Genomic DNA, 18,653 nt, shown 5'->3' on the forward strand with positions numbered 1-18,653 from the left:
CTCGCGTCCCGGGATCAGTCCTCTTCGAGCACCGACGAGGACTCGAGCCAGAAGCCCCCGATCAGCCCGACCGTGAGTGCCCCGATGGCGCCCCACAGGCTCAGGAAGGTGTGGATGTTGTAGTGCCCGGGGCGCTGCGCCAGCGCGGCCGACAGCTCGGGCTCGACGATCCCGCCGAGGCCTCGCGCGCCCGCGAAATCGAAGCCGGCCGCGCCGAGGAAATGAACCGCCAACAGCAGCGGCAGCATCGTGATGAACGGCAGCCAGGCGCCGCGCACCTTGCGCCATGCCAGCAGATAGGCGGCCAGCAGCAGCACCGCGCCCACCACGATCGTGCCCAGCAGCACGGGCTGGCGTGTCAGCGGCAGCAGCCAGGGCCAGAGCCATTGCAGCGGATAGAGCGGCCATTCCGCGTTCGGCGCCAGCCCGCCCGGCCGCGCGAAGGCCTGCCAGCCCAGCGCGAGCGTGATGCGTCCCACCAGCGCCGAGGCACAGGCCACCGCCGCGATGCCGAGGCAGGCGATGCGCAGCGGCGAGCTGCGCGGTTGCGGCCACACATGCGGGGGCAGGGCGGGCATCGGCGGATCGCCCATGCGCCATGAGCGCGTCGTGACGATCACCGAGGCACGCGGGGTGGCCAGCTCGCCACGCACCAGCCAGTCGGTCGCCAGCACCGCGAGCGCGAAGGCCATCGCGGCCGTGAGCCAGGCGCAGGCACCGGGCATCTCGACGAAGCCGAAGGGCGTGAGCATCGGCAGCTCGCCATAGACGAGCCCGGCGCAGCCGTAGGCCAGCATGATCGGAACGCAGAGGATCAGGGCCGCGCGCGTCAGCAGCACATCGCTGCGGGCGGGCTGGTCGCGCAGTGACTGGAGGCGCGACCAGGCGCGGGTCAGGCTCATCGATCCCATCTTCGTCGGAGTGGTCGGAGCCTCGGCCGAGGCCCCTTTGGCGTCGACGTTAGCACGCGGCGTCGGCGCCCGGCCTTTCATGAAATTTTCATGACAAAGCGCAGTCCGGCAAGCGCCGGACCGTCTTGTCTTCGAGGCCCACGCCGTCCGCGCGCCTCGACCCTGTTCGTCGGCGCGTCGTGCGGCTGGGCCCACCTTGCTCCTGAAAGACCGCCATGACCGTCTCGTCCGCCAGACTCTCGCCGCGCGCCGCCAGAGCGAGCACGCGGACGTGGCGCTTCTGCGCGGCATTGGCCGTCGTGCTCGCGGGGCTGGCGTTCGGCCTGCCGCTGCAGGCCGCGATGCCCTGGCCGAGTTCGGGGCTCGCGGAGCTGGTCAAGCGCTACGGCCCGGCCGTGGTCCACATCGGCGTGGAGCGGCCTTCGGCGCCGGCGCGCCGCCTCAGCGACCGCTGGCTGCTGCTGGTGCCCGGCGCGCAGCCGCAGCCCGCCGAGACCGACCAGGCCAGCTTGGGCACCGGCTTTCTCATCAGCGCCGACGGGCTGATCCTGACCAACGCGCACGTGGTGGCGCGCGGCACGCAGATCACGGTGAAGCTGCCGGACCGGCGCGAGTTCCGCGCGCGCCTGGTCGGGCTCGACGCGGTGGCCGACGTGGCCTTGCTCAAGATCGATGCGAGCGGCCTGCCCACGGTGCGCATCGGCGAGCCCTCGAGCGTGGAGCCGGGCGACGGCGTGGTGGCGATCGGCTCGCCCTACGGCTTCGGCAACTCGGTGACGGCCGGCATCGTGAGCGCGAAGGGGCGCTTGCTGCCGGGCGCGGAGTACATGCAGTTCCTGCAGACCGACGTGCCGATCAACCCCGGCAATTCGGGCGGGCCGCTGTTCAACCTGCGCGGCGAGGTGATCGGCATCAACTCGCGCATCTACAGCCGCAGCGGTGGTTACCAGGGCCTCTCGTTCGCGATTCCGATCGACGCGGCCATGCGCATCAAGGACCAGTTGCTGGCCACCGGCAAGGTCACGCGCGGGCGCATCGGCGTGTCGGTGCAGGAGGTGGGGCAGGCGCTGGCCGACACCTTCCGCCTGTCGCGCCCGGCCGGCGCGCTGGTGAACTACGTGGAGCCGCGCGGCGCGGCCGAGACCGGCGGGCTGAGGCCGGGCGACGTGATCCTGGCGGTGCAGGGCCGCGAGGTGGTGCAGGCGGCCGATGCGCTGGGCTTCATCGCCGAGCAGACGCCGGGCGACAGCGTGCGCCTGATGGTGTGGCGCGACCGCACGGAGCAGGTGCTCGAGGTGCGCGTCGACGGTTTCGAGACGCCGCCGCTGGCGACAGGTGCCGCGAGCGCGCCGTCGCGCCTGGGCTTCGCGGTGCGTCCGCTGGCGCCGGCCGAGCGGCAGTTGCTGCGCGTGGAGGGCGGCCTGCTGGTGCAGCGCGTGAACGCGGCGGCCTCGCGCGCGGGCGTGCAGCCGGGCGACCTGATCCTCGCGCTCAACGGCCAGCCGATCGACAGCGCCGAGGCGCTGGCGCAGCAGCTCGACACGGCCGACGGCACGGCGGCGCTGCTGGTGCAGCGCGCGGGCACGCGCATCTTCGTGCCGATCTGCACTCGCGCGGGCGAGCCGCGCTGCGGCTGAGGGGCCGTCGCCTTCCTGCCGCGAGGCGTCGCCCCGTCCTCACAGCCGCGCGAGGTAGTCCGTGACCCTGGCCTTCTGCGGCAGGATCTTGCGCTCCGACAGCCAGTCGGAGGCCTTCTGGAATTCCTGCAGGAACTTCGCGTCCTGCACGCCGCGCACGTCCCAGCGGCGCTTGAGCTTGACCAGGGTGTCGCGCACCGCGTCGCTGTAGCCGGCGTCCTGCTGGTTCAGCGTCTCGGCTTCCACCGGATGCTCGCTGATCCATTTCGCCTCGGCCGCGTAGGCCGCGTTCACGGCGCGCACGATGGCCACGTTCTCCTCGGCGAACTTGCGATGCGTGACGTAGGAGTTGAAGTCGATCAGGAAGTCGAGGTCGCGGCCCTCGAAGAAGACGTCGTGCGCCTTGTACTCGGTGCGCGCGATGTCCACGCCCGGGCTCCACATCGACCAGGCGTCGATCTTGCCCTGCGCGAAGGCCGGGCCGGCGTCGGGCGGATTGAGGTAGACGAACTTGACCTTGCCGCGGTCGATGTTGTGCTTCTCGAGCGCGGCCACCAGCAGGAACTCGCCGAGGCCCGAGCGGTTGACCGCGACCGACTTGCCCACCAGGTCCTGCACCTTGTCGATGCCCGAGCCGTCCTTGGCGATGATCGCGGTGCTGCGCGGCTCGACGATGGCGAACTGAGTGAACACCAGCGGCGAGCCCGCGAGCATGGCGGCCAGCGCGGGCGTGGTGCTGCCGCCGAAGCCGAAGTCGGCGCTGCCGCCGGTCACGGCCTGCAGCGAGGGCGCGTGGTTGGGGAAGGGGCCGATCCACTGCACCTTGATGCCGTCCCTGGCGAGCAGCTTCTCGAACTCGCCGCGGTTCTTCGCCAGCGCGGGCAGGCCGCCGCGGCCCCAGGTGAGGCGCACGGTGTCGGTGTTGCGCGTGGCCTTGGCCGGGGCGGCGGCCTGCGCCTGGGCCAGGCCCGTGGCCAGGGCGCCGGCGCCGACGACGGCGGTCTGCAGGAAGCTGCGGCGCGAGGCCGGGGAGAACGAGGAGGTCATGAAGGGAGGAGGCCGGTGGAGAAAGGAAAACGAAAAGGAGGTTCAGGCGGGCACGCTGTCGGCCGCCACGCCGAGCTCGGCCAGCAGCGCCTCGCGCAGCGCCGTGGCATCGGGATGCGTGCGCCTGGCATTGGCTTCGGGCGACACGGCGTATTCGCTCGCGATCGCGCCGTCGCGCATCACGAGCACGCGGTCGGCCAGCGCCACCGCCTCGTCGACGTCGTGCGTGACCAGCAGCACGCCGGGCCGGTGGCGGCGCACCAGCTCCTTCACCAGGCCATGCATGCGGATGCGCGTGAGCGCGTCGAGCGCGGCGAAGGGCTCGTCGAGCAGCAACAGCCGGGGCTCGCGCACCAGCGCGCGCGCCAGCGCCACGCGCTGCGCCTGGCCGCCCGAGAGATTGCGCGGCCAGTCGTCGAGCCGGTCGCCGAGGCCGACCTCGGCCAGCGCAGCCTGAGCGAGCGCCTTGCCGGTGGCCTCGTCGAGGCCCAGCGAGACATTGCGCCAGAGCGAATCCCACGGCAGCAGCCGGTGCTCCTGGAACACCACCGCGGGCTGGCGCGGTCCGTCGATGCGCCCGCCGTCGATGGCATCGAGGCCGGCGAGCGCGCGCAGCAGCGTGGTCTTGCCGCAGCCGCTCTCGCCGAGCAGCGCGACGAACTCGCCGCGCGCGATGCGCAGGTCGAGCCCGCCGATCACGGTGCGCTCGCCATAGCGGCGCTGCAGGCCGTGCACGACGACGGCGGGCGCCTCGGGTTGCGATGGCTGCGCGCTCATCGCCGTTCCCCCGCCGCGTAGTTGGGATGCCAGGCCAGCAGCCGGCGTTCGAGCAGCCGGGCCACCGCATCCGAGGCCACGCCGATGGTGGCGTAGACCACGATGGTCAGCACGATCACGTCGGTGCGCAGGAACTCGCGCGCATCCCGCGAGGATCGAGGGCAGCGCGCCCGGCAGCACGATGCGCCGGATCAGCGTGGCATTGCTCAGGCCCGTCACGCGGCCGAGTTCGAGCAGCTTGGGGTCGACCTGCCGGATGCCCAGCACGGTGTTGATGTAGATCGGGAACATCACGCCCAGCGACACCAGGAAGATCTTGCCGCCCTCGTCCACGCCGAACCAGACGATCACCAGCGGCAGCATCGCGAGGAAGGGAATGGCGCGGATCATCTGGATGCTGCGGTCGAACAGCGCCTCGGCCAGCCGCGAGAAGCCCACCACCGTGCCGAGCGCGAAGCCGATCGAGCCGCCGATCGCGAAGCCGGCGGCCGCGCGCAGCAGGCTCGTGCCCATGTCGCTGATCAGCCGTCCTTCCTGGATCAGGCCCCAGGCCGTGGCCGCCACCTTGCTGGGCGCGGGCAGCACATGGATCGAGAGATGGCCGGCCCGCGCCGCCAGCTCCCACGCCACCAGCACCAGGGCCGGCACCAGCCAGGAGATCAGCAGCAGCCGGTTGCGCGACAGCACGCGTGGCGCGCGGCGCGGCGGCAACGGCTTGGCGGCCGGCTCGACGGCAACGGGTGCCGTGGGCAGCGGGAGGTTGTCGAAGACATGAGACATCGAGGCGAGGCTTTCCATGAGGGGTCCCCGTGAGTCGGGAGCCGGCGCAGGCTAGCGTGCGCCCACCTGCGGGCCAAAGAACGAAAACGGTTCAACGTATGCGGATTCCGTGCTTGCATTGCGCGCCCGAGGGCCAAGACTGGGGCGCCTGTCCCCGGGGCCGCGTGTCTGCCCGTTGGTAACCCCACGCCGCGAGGCGGTTTATTCTTCCCGCCATGACCCTGCTGCTCGACGCCACCTTCCCCCGCACGCTGGTGCAACTGGTCGAACGCTTCGGCGCCAATCCGGTCACGCGCATCGAAGCCTGGCTGTTCGAGGACGCGCCGATGCGCCGCGCCGCCGAGCAGGCGCTCGCCGCGGCAGGCGTGCAGGCCGTGCTGCGCAGCGCCTACAAGCCGCTGGTGCATTTCTTTCTCGAGGAATTCGAGGGCGATGGGGCGACCTCGGTCGAGGTCCGCACGCCCGCGGGCCAGGGCCAGCGCTTTCGCCTCGAGGCCTATCCGCTGGCCGGCCTGCTCGGCGAGGACGTCGCGCTGCGTTTCGCCGACGGCGAGCTGCCCGGCGAGCACCTCGTGACGGCCGGCGCGCGGCAGTGGCGCGTGTTCGCGCCCAACGACGCCACCGCCTCGCCCTGCGGCTGGCTGCGCGTCTGGGATGGCGACGCGCTGGTGCACGACGCCGCGCTGCCCACCGAGTTCGAGGCCGCCTGCGCGGCCGCGCTCGACGCGGTGCGCGGCCATGCCTGGAGCGACACGCTGCCGCTGTTCGACACGCTCGAGATCGCGATCGCCACCACCGGCATCGAACGCCGGCTGCCCTTCGGCGAGGAGACCATCGACACCTTCGAGGCGCTGCACGAGGACTGCTACTACGGCGCGCTCGAGTTCTTCAAGGCGCGCGCCGGCCTCGACGATGCCGATCGCACGCTGCAGCCTGGCCACATCGTGCCGCTGATCTCGCGCAGCGAGGACGACACGCGCGTCACGGTGCGGCTGGCCGCGCATCGGCGGGTCGACCCGCCCGTCGACGCCGCCCTGGTGCTCGACAGCGCCGACCGCTCGCTGGCCCCGGTCGAGGTCGAGGCCGCGATGGCGCGCCTGCCCGGCGAGCGCTTCGGCGTGACCTCGTTCCAGGGCCGCCCGGTCGCGGGCCTGCATGTGCGCGGCACGCTGCCGGGCCTGGTGGTCACGGCCGGCCAGCATGCGAACGAGAGTTCGGGCGTGGTCGGCGCGTTGCGCGCGGCACCGCTGCTCAATGCGCTGCCCGGCGCGCACTATGCGCTGGTCGCGCTCGAGAACCCCGACGGCGCGGCGCTGCATCATCGGCTCCAGCAGACCGATCCCACGCACATGGCGCATGCCGCGCGCTACACCGCGCTGGGCGACGACCTCGAGGCGCGCACCAAGCCGCCCTTCGGCGAGAAGGCGCCGCGGCTCGAGGCGATCGCGCGCACCGGCGCGCGCCTGCACCTGAGTCTGCATGGCTACCCGGCGCACGAATGGACGCGCCCGCGCGCCGGCTATGTGCCGCGCGGCAGCGAGCTGTGGACGGTGCCCAAGGGCTTCTTCCTGATCCTGCGCCAGCACCGGGGCCACGACGGCCTGCGCTTCCTCGATGCGCTCACGAAGGAACTGCTCGCGGGCTCGGCCGAACTGGCCGCGTTCAATGCGCTCCAGCAGCGCATGTGGCATGCCCACGTCGGCGAGCTGCCGTTCGCGCCCATCAACGGCATTCCCTGCATGGTGATCACCGACGAGCGTTCGACCGTGCCGTTCACGCTGGTCAGCGAGTTCCCCGACGAGACCGTGCGCGGCGCGGCCTTCAGGCTCGCGCACACGACGCAGATGCGGACCGTGCTGGCTGCAGCGCGTCTCTACTGGGACGGACTTCTGGATTGAGCGGATGAAGGGCGCTGAAGCGCTCCATGTGCGCTGAGCGAGATAGCTTCTGCGAAAACTTTCGTTAGCCGCGAAGCCCTGAGCTTCGAAGATCGGCGCTGCCCGTGCACGGGCGTTCGCCCGGGCCTGCACGGCCGGCGCCGCGCGCGCCGACTCCTTGTCCTCTCCTCCTGGCGCGGATTCGTCCGCGCGGCTTTCCCACGTTCCTTTCCGTCGTCATGAAGATCTCCCTTGCCCTTGCTTCCCCGCGGCGCGCATTGCCGCGCATCCTCCAGGCCGGCCTGCTCGCGGCCTGCGGCATGAACCTCGCGCTGGCCGCCGACACGCCGCGCCAGGGCGGCGAGGTGGTCTTCGGCGTCACCACCGATCCGATCTGCTTCAACCCGCACCGCTCGACGCAGCAGAACTCCTACATCCTGATCCGCAACTACATCGACTCGCTGGTCGCCAAGGGCAAGGGCGGCAAGTTCCTGCCCTGGCTGGCGCTGGAATGGAGCGTCTCGCCCGACGGCAAGACCTATGCCTTCAAGCTCAAGCCGGGCCTGCAGTTCCATGACGGCACGCCGCTCGACGCGGCGGCCGTGAAGTTCAACTTCGACTTCGTGCGTGACACGAAGAACACCAATGCCGCCGGCGAACTGCTCAAGGCGGTGGAGCGCGTGCAGGTGGTGTCGGCCAGCGAGGTGCGGCTGCAGCTGGCCCGGCCCGACTCGGGCCTGCTCGAATCGATCGCCAGCGTGCGGCTGGGCCTGATCTCGCCGAAGTCGCTGCAGTCGGGCGACGACCTCTGCGGCGGCGGCCCGGCCATCGCGGGCAGCGGCCCCTTCGTGTTCCAGAACTACGTGCGCGGCCAGTCGGCCGGCTTCGCGCGCAACCCGCGCTACCAGTGGGCGCCCGGCTATGCGGCGCACCAGGGCCCGGCCTGGCTGGACCGCGTGACGGTGCGCTTCCTGCCCGAGTACGCGGTGCGCGCGGGCGCGCTGAGCTCGGGCCAGGTCGACGTGATCGAGGGCGTACAGCCCACCGACGTGGGCCTGTTCAAGGACCAGCCGGGCTTCCAGTTCCTGGTCGGCCCCGCGGGCGCGCAGACCTCGTTCACGCTCAACGTCAACTACACGATCCCGCCGGCCACCGACGTGCGCGTGCGCCGCGCGCTGCGCGACGGCGCCGACATCGATGCGCTGGTCAAGAGCGTCTACCGCGGCGCCTACCGCCGCGCCTGGTCGAACATCGGACCCGACAGCTTCTTCTACAACAAGGCGCTCGAGGGCAGCTGGGGCAACAACCCGGCCGCGGCCAACAAGCTGCTCGACGAAGCGGGCTGGACCGGCCGCGACGCCGAGGGCTTCCGCACCAAGGACGGCCAGCGCCTGACCATCGAGGTCGGCTATCCGCAGCCCTTCGTGCGCGACAACCGCGACGTGCTGATCCAGGGCCTGCAGGCGCAGCTGCGCAAGAACCTGGGCTTCGACCTGCGGCTGCGCTTCGTCACCGGCGGCGAGTGGGCGCAGCAGTTGCAGAAGGGCTCGTGGAGCATCTATCCCAACACCTACCTGCCGGCCGACGCGGCGCAGGAGCTGCAGGGCAACATCGGCGAGAGCGGCTTCATCCGCGCGGTGGCCGACAAGGGCGACAGGACGCTGTTCGGCTACATCAACGACGCGCTGGCTTCCACGACTCTCGAGGAGAAGAAGAAGCTGGTCGACGCCGCGCAGCGCCACGCGGTGGACCAGGGCATCATCGTGCCGCTGTTCTCGGCCAACTACCAGCTCGCGGCCAAGAGCCGGGTGCGCGGCCTGTCGTTCGAGACGCAGCTCGATTCGCCGTCGAACTTCCACGACGTGTGGCTGTCGGAGCGCTGAGCCCGTCATGTGGCGACTGGTGATCTCGCGGCTGGGTGCCGGCCTGCTGGTGGCGTGGGGCAGCGCCACCGCGGCCTTCCTGGCCCTGCATGCGTTGCCGGGCCGGGTCGAGGACATCCTGGCCGGCGACCTCGACTACCCGGGCCTGCGCGAGGCCATCGCGGCCGAGTGGGGGCTGGACCGCCCGCTGTGGGAGCAGTACCTGGGCTTCCTGGCGCGCATCGCCAGCGGCGACTTCGGCACCTCGTACGAACTGCGCCAGCCGGTGGCACGCGTGGTGATGGCGCAGCTGTGGCCCACGGTCGAGCTCGCGCTCGCGGCCGGCGTGCTGGCGCTGCTGTTCGCGGTGGTGGTGGCCACGCTGACCTCGGGCCGCGGGCGCTTCGCGCGCGCGGCGGCCTCCACGCTGGAGCTGGTGTTCGCCTCCACGCCGGTGTTCTGGCTCGGCATCCTGCTGCTGATGGCCTTCTCGTTCACGCTGCGCTGGTTCCCGGTCTCGGGCGCGGCCGACTGGCGCGCGCTGGTGCTGCCGGCGACCGCGCTGGCGCTGCCGACCGCGGGCCTGCTGGCGCAGGTGCTGCGCGAGGCGATGGAGCGCGCGCTCGAACAGCCCTTCGTGGTCACGGTGCGCGCGCGCGGCCTGGGCGAGCTGCGGCTGCGCCTGCGGCACGTGCTGCGCCATGCGGCGCTGCCGGTGGTCACGCTCGGCGGCTGGATCATCGGCGGCCTGCTCGGCGGCGCCGTCATCACCGAGAAGGTGTTCGGCCGGCCCGGCCTGGGCACCGTCACGCTCAACGCGGTGCTGAGCCAGGATGCGCCCGTGGTGCTCGCGGTGGTGCTGCTGGCGGCCTTCATCCACGTCGCGGCGTCCACCCTGCTGGACCTGCTCTATGCACTGATCGACCCGAGGCTCAAGGCATCATGACTTCCGCATCCGAGACCGTCGCGCTGCCCGCGGGCAGCGCTCCCGCGTCGAGCGCACCGCGCCGGCGCCTGCCGCCGCTCGCGGTGCTGCTGTCGGCGCTGTTCGTCGCGCTGCTGGTGATCGCCACCGTCGCGCCGCGCTGGCTGGCCGCGCACGATCCGCTCGAGGGCGACTTCCTCGCGGTGCTGCAGCCGCCGGGCGCCGAGCATCCCTTCGGCACCGACCGGCTCGGCCGCGACGTGCTCTCGCGCACCGTGAATGGCGCGCGCTACTCGCTGTTCATCGGCATCGGCGGCACCGCGATCTCGGTGCTGGCCGGCGTGCTGCTGGGCCTGGTGGCGGGCCAGAAGCAATGGCTGCTCGACGAGGGGCTGTCGCGGCTGTTCGACGTGATCTCGTCCTTTCCGGGCGTGCTGCTGGCGATGCTGGTGGTGGTGTTCCTAGGCCCGGGGCTGGCCAACATCGCGCTCGCGGTCGGCATCGCGGGCGTTCCGAAGTTCGCGCGCGTGGTGCGCGCGCAGACGCGCATCGTGCGCCAGGCCGACTACGTGACCCATGCCTACATCTACGGCCGCAGCCGCGCCCAGGTGTTCTTCGGCCACCTGCTGCCCAACGTGCTGGTGGCGGTGCCCGTGACCGCCACCGTCTACGTGGGATCGACCGTGCTCGCGGCCTCGGGCCTGAGCTTCCTGGGCCTCGGCCCGCAGCCGCCCACGCCCGAGTGGGGCGTGATGCTGGCCGAGAGCCGCGACGTGCTGCGCGTGGCCTGGTGGCCCGGCGTGTTCCCGGGCGCGGCCATCACGCTCACGGTGATCTCGTTCACCGTGCTCGGCCACCATCTGCAGCGGCGCTTCGAGGGGAGGCTGGCATGAGCGATGTTCCGCTGGTCGACGTGGAAGGCCTTACGGTCCGCTTCGACACGCCCGCGGGCGAGCGCACCGTGGTCGAGGCGCTCGACCTGCGCATCGCGCGCGGCGAATGCGTGGCGCTGGTCGGCGAGTCGGGCTCGGGCAAGAGCGTGACCGCGCGCAGCCTGCTCGCGCTCGCCGGGCCGAGCGCGCGCGTGAACGCGCGCAAATTCCTGATCGACGGGCGCGACACGAGCCGCTTCGATGCCGCCGACTGGCGCCGCCTGCGCGGCACCTTCGCGGGGCTGGTGATGCAGGACGCGCTGGTGTCGCTCGATCCGCTGCGCCCCATCGGCCGCGAGGTCGGCGAGGTGCTCGAGCATCACGGCCTGCTGCGCGGCCGCGCGGCGGTGCGCCGGCGCGTGCTGGAAACGCTCGCGCGCGTGGGCATGCCCGATCCCGAACGCCGCATCGGCCAGTACGCGCACCAGCTCTCGGGCGGGTTGCGCCAGCGTGCGCTGATCGCGGCCGCCATCGCGGGCCTGCCGCCGCTGATCGTGGCCGACGAGCCGACCACCGCGCTCGACGCGGCGCTGCAGAAGCAGGTGATCGAGGTGCTGGCGCAGCGCGTGCGCGACGAAGGCAGCGGCCTGCTGCTGATCAGCCACGACCTGTCGGCGGTGGCGGGCATCGCCGACCGTGTGCTCGTGATGCGCCATGGCCGCGTGCTCGAGCAGGGCCCGGTGCGCGACGTGCTGTCGAGCCCGCGCCATGGCTACACCCGGCAGCTGATCGCGGCCGTGCCCTCGACCTCCTCGCGCGGCAGCCGACTGTCGTCGGCGCGCTTCGAGTCAACCGGCGCGGGCCCCGAGGCGCGGCTGCGCATCGTGCGCGAGCCGCTGCCGCCGCGCGCGCCGGTGCCGGCCGCGCAGGCACCGGTGCTCGAGGTCCGGGGCATCGGCAAGCGCTTCGCGGTGCGGCGCGGTCTGGGTCCGCGCGAGGACTTCGTGGCGCTCGAGGACCTGTCGTTCTCGATTGCGGCCGGCGAGGTGCTCGGCCTGGTCGGCGAATCTGGCTCGGGCAAGTCCACCTGCGCGAAGATCGTGCTCGGCCTGCTCGAGCCCGACGCGGGCACGGTGCGGCTGCTGGGCCAGCCGTGGTCGGGCATCTCCGAGGCCGCGCGGCGGCCGCTGCGGCCACGGCTGCAGTACATCCCGCAGGATCCGCTGAGCAGCTTCGATCCGCGCTACCGCGTGTCGCAGGTGATCGCCGAGAACCTGCAGGGCCTGCCGCGCGCCGAGGTGGGCGCGCGCATCGCGGCGCTGCTGCAGCAGGTGGGCCTGGCGCCCGAGCTGGCCGAGCGCTTTCCGCGTTCGCTCTCGGGCGGGCAGCGCCAGCGCGTGGCGATCGCGCGCGCGCTCGCGGCGCAGCCCGCGCTGATCGTCTGCGACGAGCCGGTGTCGGCGCTCGACGTCTCGGTGCAGGCCCAGGTCATCGACCTGATCGCCGAGCTGCAGTCGCGGCTGGGCACGGCGCTGCTGTTCATCTCGCACGACATCAACCTCGTGCGCCACGTGGCCGACCGCGTGCTGGTGCTCAACCGTGGCCGGCTGGTCGAGCAGGGGCCGGTGGAGGAGGTGCTGTCGCGGCCCGCGCACGACTACACGCGCTCGCTGCTGGCCGCGGTGCCCGAGCCGCTGGCGGCCTGAAGCAGGCGCTCAGGCCAGCACGTCCACCGTCAGGAATTTCGCGAACCGCGCCGGATCGGTGCTCTTCTTGAGCACGCCCACCTGCTTGAGGTCGACCGCATAGCTCTCGATCTCCTTCGCGAGATCGAAGCGCCTGGCGTGGTGCGTGTAGCCTATGGTCGAGAGGATGCTGCCGAGGTCCTGATGCGCCACCTTCGGGAACAGCTTGCTCACCGCGCGCCCGGCCTCGTTGGGGTTTTCGGCGATGAAGTCCGCGGCCTGGTGCAGCGATCGCACCACGGCCGCCACCTGCTGCGGATTGCGTTTCACCAGTTCGCCGCGCGCCGCGACGATGCAGCACAGCCGGTCCTTGAAGTCGCCCTTGAGGATGTTGGCGATCTCGAGGTAGGCGCCGGGGTTGCGCTTCTCGATCAGGTAGAGGTTCGGGTCCGAGTCGGCGATGACGTCGATCTCGCCCTTCTTCTGCGCGATGTCGAGCTGGTCGGCCGGGAACACGCGCCACTGCACGTCCTGGTCGGGGTTCACGCCGCGCCGCGCCAGCGCGGTCGAGAAGAACTGGCGCCCATAGCCCGCGGGACTCGAGACGCCGATGGTCTTGCCCTTCACGGCCTCGATGCTCGCGATGCCCGAGGTTTTGGGCGCGAGCACGCGGATGCAGCCCGCGTGCGCGGTGCCCACCACCTTCACGTCGAAGCCCGCTTCCAGCGGCTTGAGCCAGGCATGGATCAGGCCCAGCGAGATGTCGGCCTTGCCGGTGGCGATCGATTCGAGCACCTGGTCGACCGCGCCCGCGAAATTGATGATCTCCACCTTCACGTTGTTCTTCGTGAAGTAGCCCAGCTCGTTGGCGACCACGATCGGGCTCAGGCACAGGCCGGTGCCGGTCCACGACAGCGTGATCGGCTTGTCGTTGTCGGCGCCCCAGGCACGGCGGCCCAGCAGGCCGAGGCCGGCGGCGCCGAGCGCGGCGGCGGCACCGCGCACCAGCGTGCGGCGGCTCGGCGGAAGCGGGAGGGAAGGCAGCGAAGCGGTCATCGAAGGAACTCCAGGCAGGGTGACATGCGAAGCCGTCGACCGTATCGGTGGCCTCGCGCCACGGCAACTTCGGAATGCGCATGTGCAAGCGCGTCAGCGGCGCGCGGCGCGGATCGATCCGCGCCTTCGTCGCGCAGCGAGATTGCTTGTGCGAAAACTTTCCTTTCCCGCCATGGCGCGGCCTTCGAAGATCGGCCGCAGCAAAAAACCGGCAACCGAAAAGAGAAAGTCATGCACACACGCAGTGTTCTTCGCGCCCTCGGCGCACTCGTCCTCGCCTCGACCGCGCTCTGGTCTCAGACCGCGGCCCTCGCGCAATCGCAGACCCTGCGCGTGGGCGTGCGCGGCGGCGTCGACGAGGAGATCTGGGAAGTGGTCACCAAGGTCGCCAAGCGCAATGGACTCGAGGTGAAACCCGTGGTCATCACCGGCTCGGCCAGCCCCAACGAGGCGCTCAACAACGGCGACCTCGAGGCCAACTCGTTCCAGCACATTCCCTTCCTCAACGACCAGGTCAAGCAGCGCGGCTACAAGCTGGTCAGCGTGGGCAACACCTACATCTCGCCGATCGCCTTCTATTCGAAGAAGCACAAGGCCTTCAAGGACCTGCCCGACGGCGCCAAGCTCGGCATTCCCGACGACCCGAGCAACCAGACGCGCGCGCTGGTCGTGCTGCGCGACCAGGGTGTGCTCACCCTGCGCGAGGGCTTCGATCCCTTCAAGGGCACCGCCACGCTGGCCGACATCACCGGCTACAGGAAGAAGGTGCAGCTGGTGGAGGCCGCCTCGGTGGTGCTCGCGCGCTCGCTCGAGGACGTGGACGCCTCGGCCATCGTCAACACCTTCGCCTACCAGGCCGGCCTGATCGCCACGCGCGACGGCCTCGCGGTCGAGAAGAAGGAGAACAACCCCTACGTCAACATCATCGTGGTGCGCGAGAAGGACAAGAACGCGGCCTGGGTCAAGCCGCTGGTCCAGGCCTACCAGTCGGAGGAAGTTCGCCAGTTCATCCAGACGCGGTACCAGGGTTCGGTACTGCCCGTGTTCTGAGCGCCGCGACGACGCCGGCGGCGCCGGCCCATATCGTCTTCGACCGGGTCTCCAAGCGCTACGCGGGCGCGGCAGGCACGGTGGCGGCGCTCGAGGCGGTCTCGTTCGCCGTCGAGCGCGGCGAGGTCTTCGGCATCATCGGGCGCAGCGGCGCGGGCAAGTCCACGCTGCTGCGCACCGTCAATGCGCTCGAGGCCGCGAGCGGCGGCACGGTGCGCGTCGACGGCGTGGACGTGGGCGGCCTCGACGAGGACGGCCTGGTCGCGCTGCGCCGGCGCATCGGCATGATCTTCCAGCACTTCAACCTGCTGTCGGCCAAGACCGTGCGCGACAACGTCGCGCTGCCGCTCAAGGTGGCGGGCGTGGAACCGCGGCGCATCAGCGAGCGTGTGGCCGAGCTGCTCGAGCTCGTGGGCCTTTCCGACAAGGCCGACACCTGGCCGGCGCAGCTCTCGGGCGGGCAGAAGCAGCGCGTGGGCATCGCGCGCGCGCTGGTGCACCGGCCGCAGATCCTGCTGTGCGACGAGGCGACCTCGGCGCTCGATCCCGAGACCACGCAATCGATCCTCGCGCTGCTGCGCGACATCAACCGGCGCTTCGGCCTCACGGTGGTGCTGATCACGCACGACATGGCGGTGATCCGCGAGGTCTGCGACCGCGTGCTGGTGCTCGACCGCGGCCGCCTCGTCGAGCTCGGCGAGGTGTGGCGCGTGTTCGGCAAGCCGCGGGCCGAGGCCACGCGCGCGCTGCTGCAACCGCTGCTGCACGACCTGCCGCCCGACCTCGCGGCGGCGCTGGTGCCCGACCTCGAAAACCTCGAAGGCATCCCGGGCCGGCCGGCCCTGCGGGTGCTGAGCCTGGGCTTCGACGGCGCCGCGCGGCCGCGGGGCCTGCCCTTCGAGGCGCTGGCCGCGCTGGGCCCCGGTGCGACCTGGCTGCACGGCGGGCTCGACCGCATCCGCGGCCATGCGCAGGGCCGGCTGCTGGTGGCCGTGCCGGTGGGCGCCGACCCTTCTTTCGACATCGAAGCCGCGCGCCAGGCGCTCGCGGCCGACCGCATCGAGGTCCTGGGCTATGTCCACGCCGCAGATTGACAAGTACGTCCAGGCCTTCTTCCAGACGCTGCTGATGGTGGGCATCTCGGCCTTCATCGCGATCGCGCTGGGGCTGGTGCTGGCGGTGGTGCTCACGGTGACGGCGCCGCGCAACCTCTATCCGCGGCCGCGCTTCCACAGGGCGCTGTCGATCGCGGTGAACGTCTGCCGCGCGATCCCGTTCATCATCCTGCTGATCGCGCTGCTGCCGGTCACGCGCTTCCTGGTCGGCACCACGCTCGGCACCTGGGCCGCGGTGGTGCCGCTGGCGGCCAACCTGATCCCGTTCTATGCGCGCATCGCGCAGGTCAGCCTCAACGACGTCGACGCCGGCCTGGTCGAGGCCGCGCGCGCCATGGGCTGCCGGCGCTGGCACATCGTGCGCCACGTGCTGCTGCCCGAGGCGCTGCCCGGGATCATCGGCGGCATGACGGTCAGCGTGATCGCGATGGTCAATGCCTCGGCCATGGCGGGCGCGGTGGGTGCCGGCGGTCTCGGCGACCTGGCGATCCGCTACGGCTACGAGCGCTACGAGACGCGCGTGATGTTCGAGGTGATCGTGATCCTGATCGCGCTGGTGTCGGCGATCCAGTTCGTCGGCGAGTGGCTGGCGCGGCGCGTCGACCACCGGCGCTGAACGCGCCGCGCATATCCATGCGCCGGAATGTTCTAAGCGAACGGGGTCCGGCTCGGCATCATGCGTGCAGCCGCCGCGGCCGGCGTCGCCGCTCTCCGATCCCGCGTTCCGGCCCGCCCCCGCTTTCCGCTTCCTCTTCTCCACCGCAGGCCGCCATCCCGTGTCCTCTTCTTCCGCTCCCCAGGGCACGCCATCGGCGGCCAATCCCTTCGCCGAGGACTTCGGCGTCTTCACCGAGCCGGTGCTCGCGCTCGCGAACACCCTGGCCGCCAGTGCCGCCGAGCGCGACCGCGCGGGCGGCACGGCACTGGCCGAACGCGCGCTGCTGCGCCGCAGCGGCCTGCTCACGCTCGCGATCCCCGCGGCCCATGGCGGCCAGCAGGCGGCCTGGCCGCTGATCTTCCGCATCCTGCGCCGGCTCGCGCAGGCCGACAGCTCGCTCGCGCACCTGTTCGGCTTCCAGCACCTGCAGGTGGCGAGCGTGCTGCTGTTCGGCTCCGAGGCGCAGCAGGCGCGCTTCCTCGGCGAGGCGGTGGAGAAGCGCTGGTTCTGGGGCAATGCCGTGAATGCACGCGACACCCGGCTGCAGGCGGTGCGCACCGACGACGGCATCGAGATCGACGGCGTGAAGGGCTTCTGCTCGGGCGCCCCGGACTCCGACGTGCTCAACGTCTCGGTGGTGCTCGGCCCCGAGCCGACCGACCGGTTGTTCGCCGTGGTGCCGACCTCGCGCGCGGGCATCACAGTGCTCGGTGACTGGGACAACATGGGCCAGCGCCAGACCGACAGCGGCAACGTCGAGTTCCGGCGCGTGCGCATCGCGCACGACGAGATCCTCGGCCCGCCCGGCGTGGCCTCGAGCCCGCGCGCCACGCTGCGCAACCTGATCGGCCAGATCGTGCTGACCGAGATCTACCTCGGCAATGCCTTCGGCGCGTTGCGCGCCGCCATCGACCACCTGCGCGCCCACACCCAGCCCTGGCCCATGGCCGGCGTGGAGCGCGCCGAGGACGACCGGCTGCTGCAACTGCGCGCGGGCGAGATGTGGTCGGCGCTGCAGGCCGCCACCGCGCTGTCGAACCAGGCCAACGAGCGTTTCCAGCAGGCCTGGGAACAGGGCTTCGCGCTCACGGCCGACAGCCGCGGGGCACTCGCGATCGACGTGGCCGCGGCGCGCACGCAGGCCGCGCGCACGGCGCTGCACGTCACCTCGCAGATCTTCGAGCTGGTGGGTGCGCGCGGCACCGCCTCGAAGCACAACCTCGACCGCTACTGGCGCAACGTGCGCGTGCACACGCTGCACGACCCGCTCGACTACCGGCACCAGGGCATCGGCGCCTGGCTGCTGGCGGGCGACGTGCCGAATCCCTATGGCTATGGCTGAGCCCTCGCGTTCCGTATTCTTTTTCCTCCCTCCGACCCCATGAACTCCTCGCATCCCATCGACCGCCGCCGCTTCGGCCTCGGTCTCGCCGCCCTCGCCGGTACCGCCGGCCTGTCCCTGCCGCTGCGCGCGCAATCGCTCGAGAAGATCGTGGTCGCCGAGAGCCAGGGCTTCAGCTGGGCCATTCCCTACCTGGTGTCGAGCCGTAACCTCTGGAAGAACCACGGCATCGAGGCCACCACGCTGCAGTTCACCTCGGGCCGGCTGGCCTTCGACGCGGCCGTGGCCGGCAAGGCCCAGTTCGCGACCGCCACCGACAGCGTGATCGGCCTGGCCGGCGCGAACGGCGTGCGCGCGGTCATCGTGGCCGAGTTCAGCCGGCTGTCGAGCGGCATGGTGGTGGCGGCGCGCAGCGACCACGGCATCGCGACCGGCGCGCAGCTCAAGGGCAGGCGCGTGGCGACCACGGTCGGCACCAGCGGCCACTACTTCCTGAGCCGCTTCCTCTCGCTGCACGGCCTCGCGCTCAAGGACGTGACGCTGGTCAACCTGCGCGGCCCCGATGCCGTGACCGCCATCGCCAAGGGCGACATCGATGCCTTCGCCTGGGGCTGGGACGCGGGCCAGAAGGCCATCGCCGACAGCGGCGGCAAGGTCAAGGTGCTCGACGACACGGGGCTGGAGAAGGTGTTCCTGAGCCACTACGTGCTGACCGCGAGCGAATCGCTGGTGCAGTCGCGCCCCAAGCTGGTGGAGGCCGCGGTGCGCAGCCTGCTCGATGCCGAGGCCTTCTACCGCGCCCAGACCGCCGAGGCGATCGCGCTGGTGGCCGAGCGCACCAAGGCCACGGTCGAGACCACCAAGGCCGGGCTCGAGACCGTCTCGGTCGGCGTGCGGCTCGACGAGCGGCTGCTCGACGACCTGGTGCTCAACGCGCAGTGGGCCGTCGAGGCCGGGCTTGCGACGCCGCCGAAGGAAGACCTGCGCGCGCTCTACCGCAAGCTGATCTACGCCGATGCGCTGAAGGCCGCGGCGCCCGATCGCGTGCGCCTGGGCTGA

The 18,653-nt window shown here is 71.5% G+C and carries 15 protein-coding genes and 1 pseudogene; 11 read left to right on the top strand and 5 right to left on the bottom strand.

Going from position 1 to position 18,653, the window contains the following annotated elements; all coding sequences use genetic code 11:
• Positions 1-14: 14 nt before the first annotated feature.
• Complete coding sequence (locus tag ACODT0_RS02410) at positions 15-902, bottom strand: hypothetical protein (protein WP_489040460.1); 888 nt, start codon at positions 900-902, stop codon at positions 15-17.
• Between the two features lie 224 nt (positions 903-1,126).
• Between ACODT0_RS02410 and ACODT0_RS02415 the strand changes: the two genes are divergently transcribed.
• The gene (locus ACODT0_RS02415; RefSeq protein WP_489040461.1) at positions 1,127-2,548 is read left to right on the top strand and encodes a trypsin-like peptidase domain-containing protein; all 1,422 of its coding nucleotides are present in this window, start codon (positions 1,127-1,129) and stop codon (positions 2,546-2,548) included.
• 39 nt (positions 2,549-2,587) lie between these two features.
• On the opposite strand, the gene ACODT0_RS02420 is transcribed toward ACODT0_RS02415, so the two are convergent.
• The 3 genes and pseudogenes from ACODT0_RS02420 to ACODT0_RS02430 all read right to left on the bottom strand — a co-directional run.
• Positions 2,588-3,595 carry an NrtA/SsuA/CpmA family ABC transporter substrate-binding protein gene (locus ACODT0_RS02420; protein WP_489040462.1) on the bottom strand — a complete coding sequence of 336 codons (1,008 nt, stop codon included), beginning with the start codon at positions 3,593-3,595 and terminating at the stop codon, positions 2,588-2,590.
• Positions 3,596-3,637: 42 nt separating this feature from the next.
• On the bottom strand, positions 3,638-4,372 hold the full coding sequence (locus ACODT0_RS02425; protein ID WP_057591211.1) for an ABC transporter ATP-binding protein: 735 nt from the start codon (positions 4,370-4,372) through the stop codon (positions 3,638-3,640).
• Positions 4,373-4,573: 201 nt separating this feature from the next.
• A pseudogene (locus ACODT0_RS02430) lies at positions 4,574-5,170 on the bottom strand (ABC transporter permease); the annotation flags it as partial.
• 197 nt (positions 5,171-5,367) lie between these two features.
• Here ACODT0_RS02430 and ACODT0_RS02435 point away from each other — a divergent pair.
• The 5 genes from ACODT0_RS02435 (at position 5,368) to ACODT0_RS02455 (ending at position 12,394) form a co-directional block, all read left to right on the top strand.
• Complete coding sequence (locus ACODT0_RS02435) at positions 5,368-7,050, top strand: M14 family metallopeptidase (protein ID WP_489040463.1); 1,683 nt, start codon at positions 5,368-5,370, stop codon at positions 7,048-7,050.
• 218 nt (positions 7,051-7,268) lie between these two features.
• Positions 7,269-8,912 carry an ABC transporter substrate-binding protein gene (locus tag ACODT0_RS02440; protein WP_489040464.1) on the top strand — a complete coding sequence of 548 codons (1,644 nt, stop codon included), beginning with the start codon at positions 7,269-7,271 and terminating at the stop codon, positions 8,910-8,912.
• A 7-nt stretch (positions 8,913-8,919) separates the two neighbouring features.
• Complete coding sequence (locus tag ACODT0_RS02445) at positions 8,920-9,837, top strand: ABC transporter permease (protein WP_093352605.1); 918 nt, start codon at positions 8,920-8,922, stop codon at positions 9,835-9,837.
• Entirely contained in the window at positions 9,834-10,709 is an 876-nt protein-coding gene (locus ACODT0_RS02450; RefSeq protein ID WP_489040465.1) for an ABC transporter permease, read from the top strand. Before ACODT0_RS02445 ends, ACODT0_RS02450 begins: the two co-directional genes overlap by 4 nt.
• A complete protein-coding gene (locus tag ACODT0_RS02455; protein WP_489040466.1) occupies positions 10,706-12,394 on the top strand; it encodes a dipeptide ABC transporter ATP-binding protein in 1,689 nt (562 codons plus the stop codon). Before ACODT0_RS02450 ends, ACODT0_RS02455 begins: the two co-directional genes overlap by 4 nt.
• A gap of 9 nt (positions 12,395-12,403) precedes the next feature.
• Here ACODT0_RS02455 and ACODT0_RS02460 read toward each other — a convergent pair whose 3' ends face one another.
• On the bottom strand, positions 12,404-13,429 hold the full coding sequence (locus tag ACODT0_RS02460) for an ABC transporter substrate-binding protein (RefSeq protein WP_489040467.1): 1,026 nt from the start codon (positions 13,427-13,429) through the stop codon (positions 12,404-12,406).
• Between the two features lie 231 nt (positions 13,430-13,660).
• Here ACODT0_RS02460 and ACODT0_RS02465 point away from each other — a divergent pair, with 231 nt between their 5' ends.
• From ACODT0_RS02465 to ACODT0_RS02485, 5 genes are all read left to right on the top strand, one after another.
• Positions 13,661-14,479 (top strand): MetQ/NlpA family ABC transporter substrate-binding protein, encoded by an 819-nt coding sequence (locus ACODT0_RS02465; RefSeq protein ID WP_489040468.1) that lies wholly within the window; start codon positions 13,661-13,663, stop codon positions 14,477-14,479.
• A complete protein-coding gene (locus ACODT0_RS02470; protein ID WP_489040551.1) occupies positions 14,476-15,573 on the top strand; it encodes a methionine ABC transporter ATP-binding protein in 1,098 nt (365 codons plus the stop codon). The genes ACODT0_RS02465 and ACODT0_RS02470 overlap by 4 nt, the downstream gene beginning before the upstream one ends.
• Entirely contained in the window at positions 15,554-16,210 is a 657-nt protein-coding gene (locus ACODT0_RS02475; protein ID WP_296727092.1) for a methionine ABC transporter permease, read from the top strand. The genes ACODT0_RS02470 and ACODT0_RS02475 overlap by 20 nt, the downstream gene beginning before the upstream one ends.
• Before the next feature lie 160 nt (positions 16,211-16,370).
• The gene (locus ACODT0_RS02480) at positions 16,371-17,594 is read left to right on the top strand and encodes an acyl-CoA dehydrogenase family protein (RefSeq protein ID WP_489040469.1); all 1,224 of its coding nucleotides are present in this window, start codon (positions 16,371-16,373) and stop codon (positions 17,592-17,594) included.
• Between the two features lie 39 nt (positions 17,595-17,633).
• Positions 17,634-18,653, top strand: a complete 1,020-nt coding sequence (locus tag ACODT0_RS02485) for an ABC transporter substrate-binding protein (RefSeq protein ID WP_489040470.1) — start codon at positions 17,634-17,636, stop codon at positions 18,651-18,653.

The organism is Variovorax sp. FG153, from assembly GCF_057809595.1.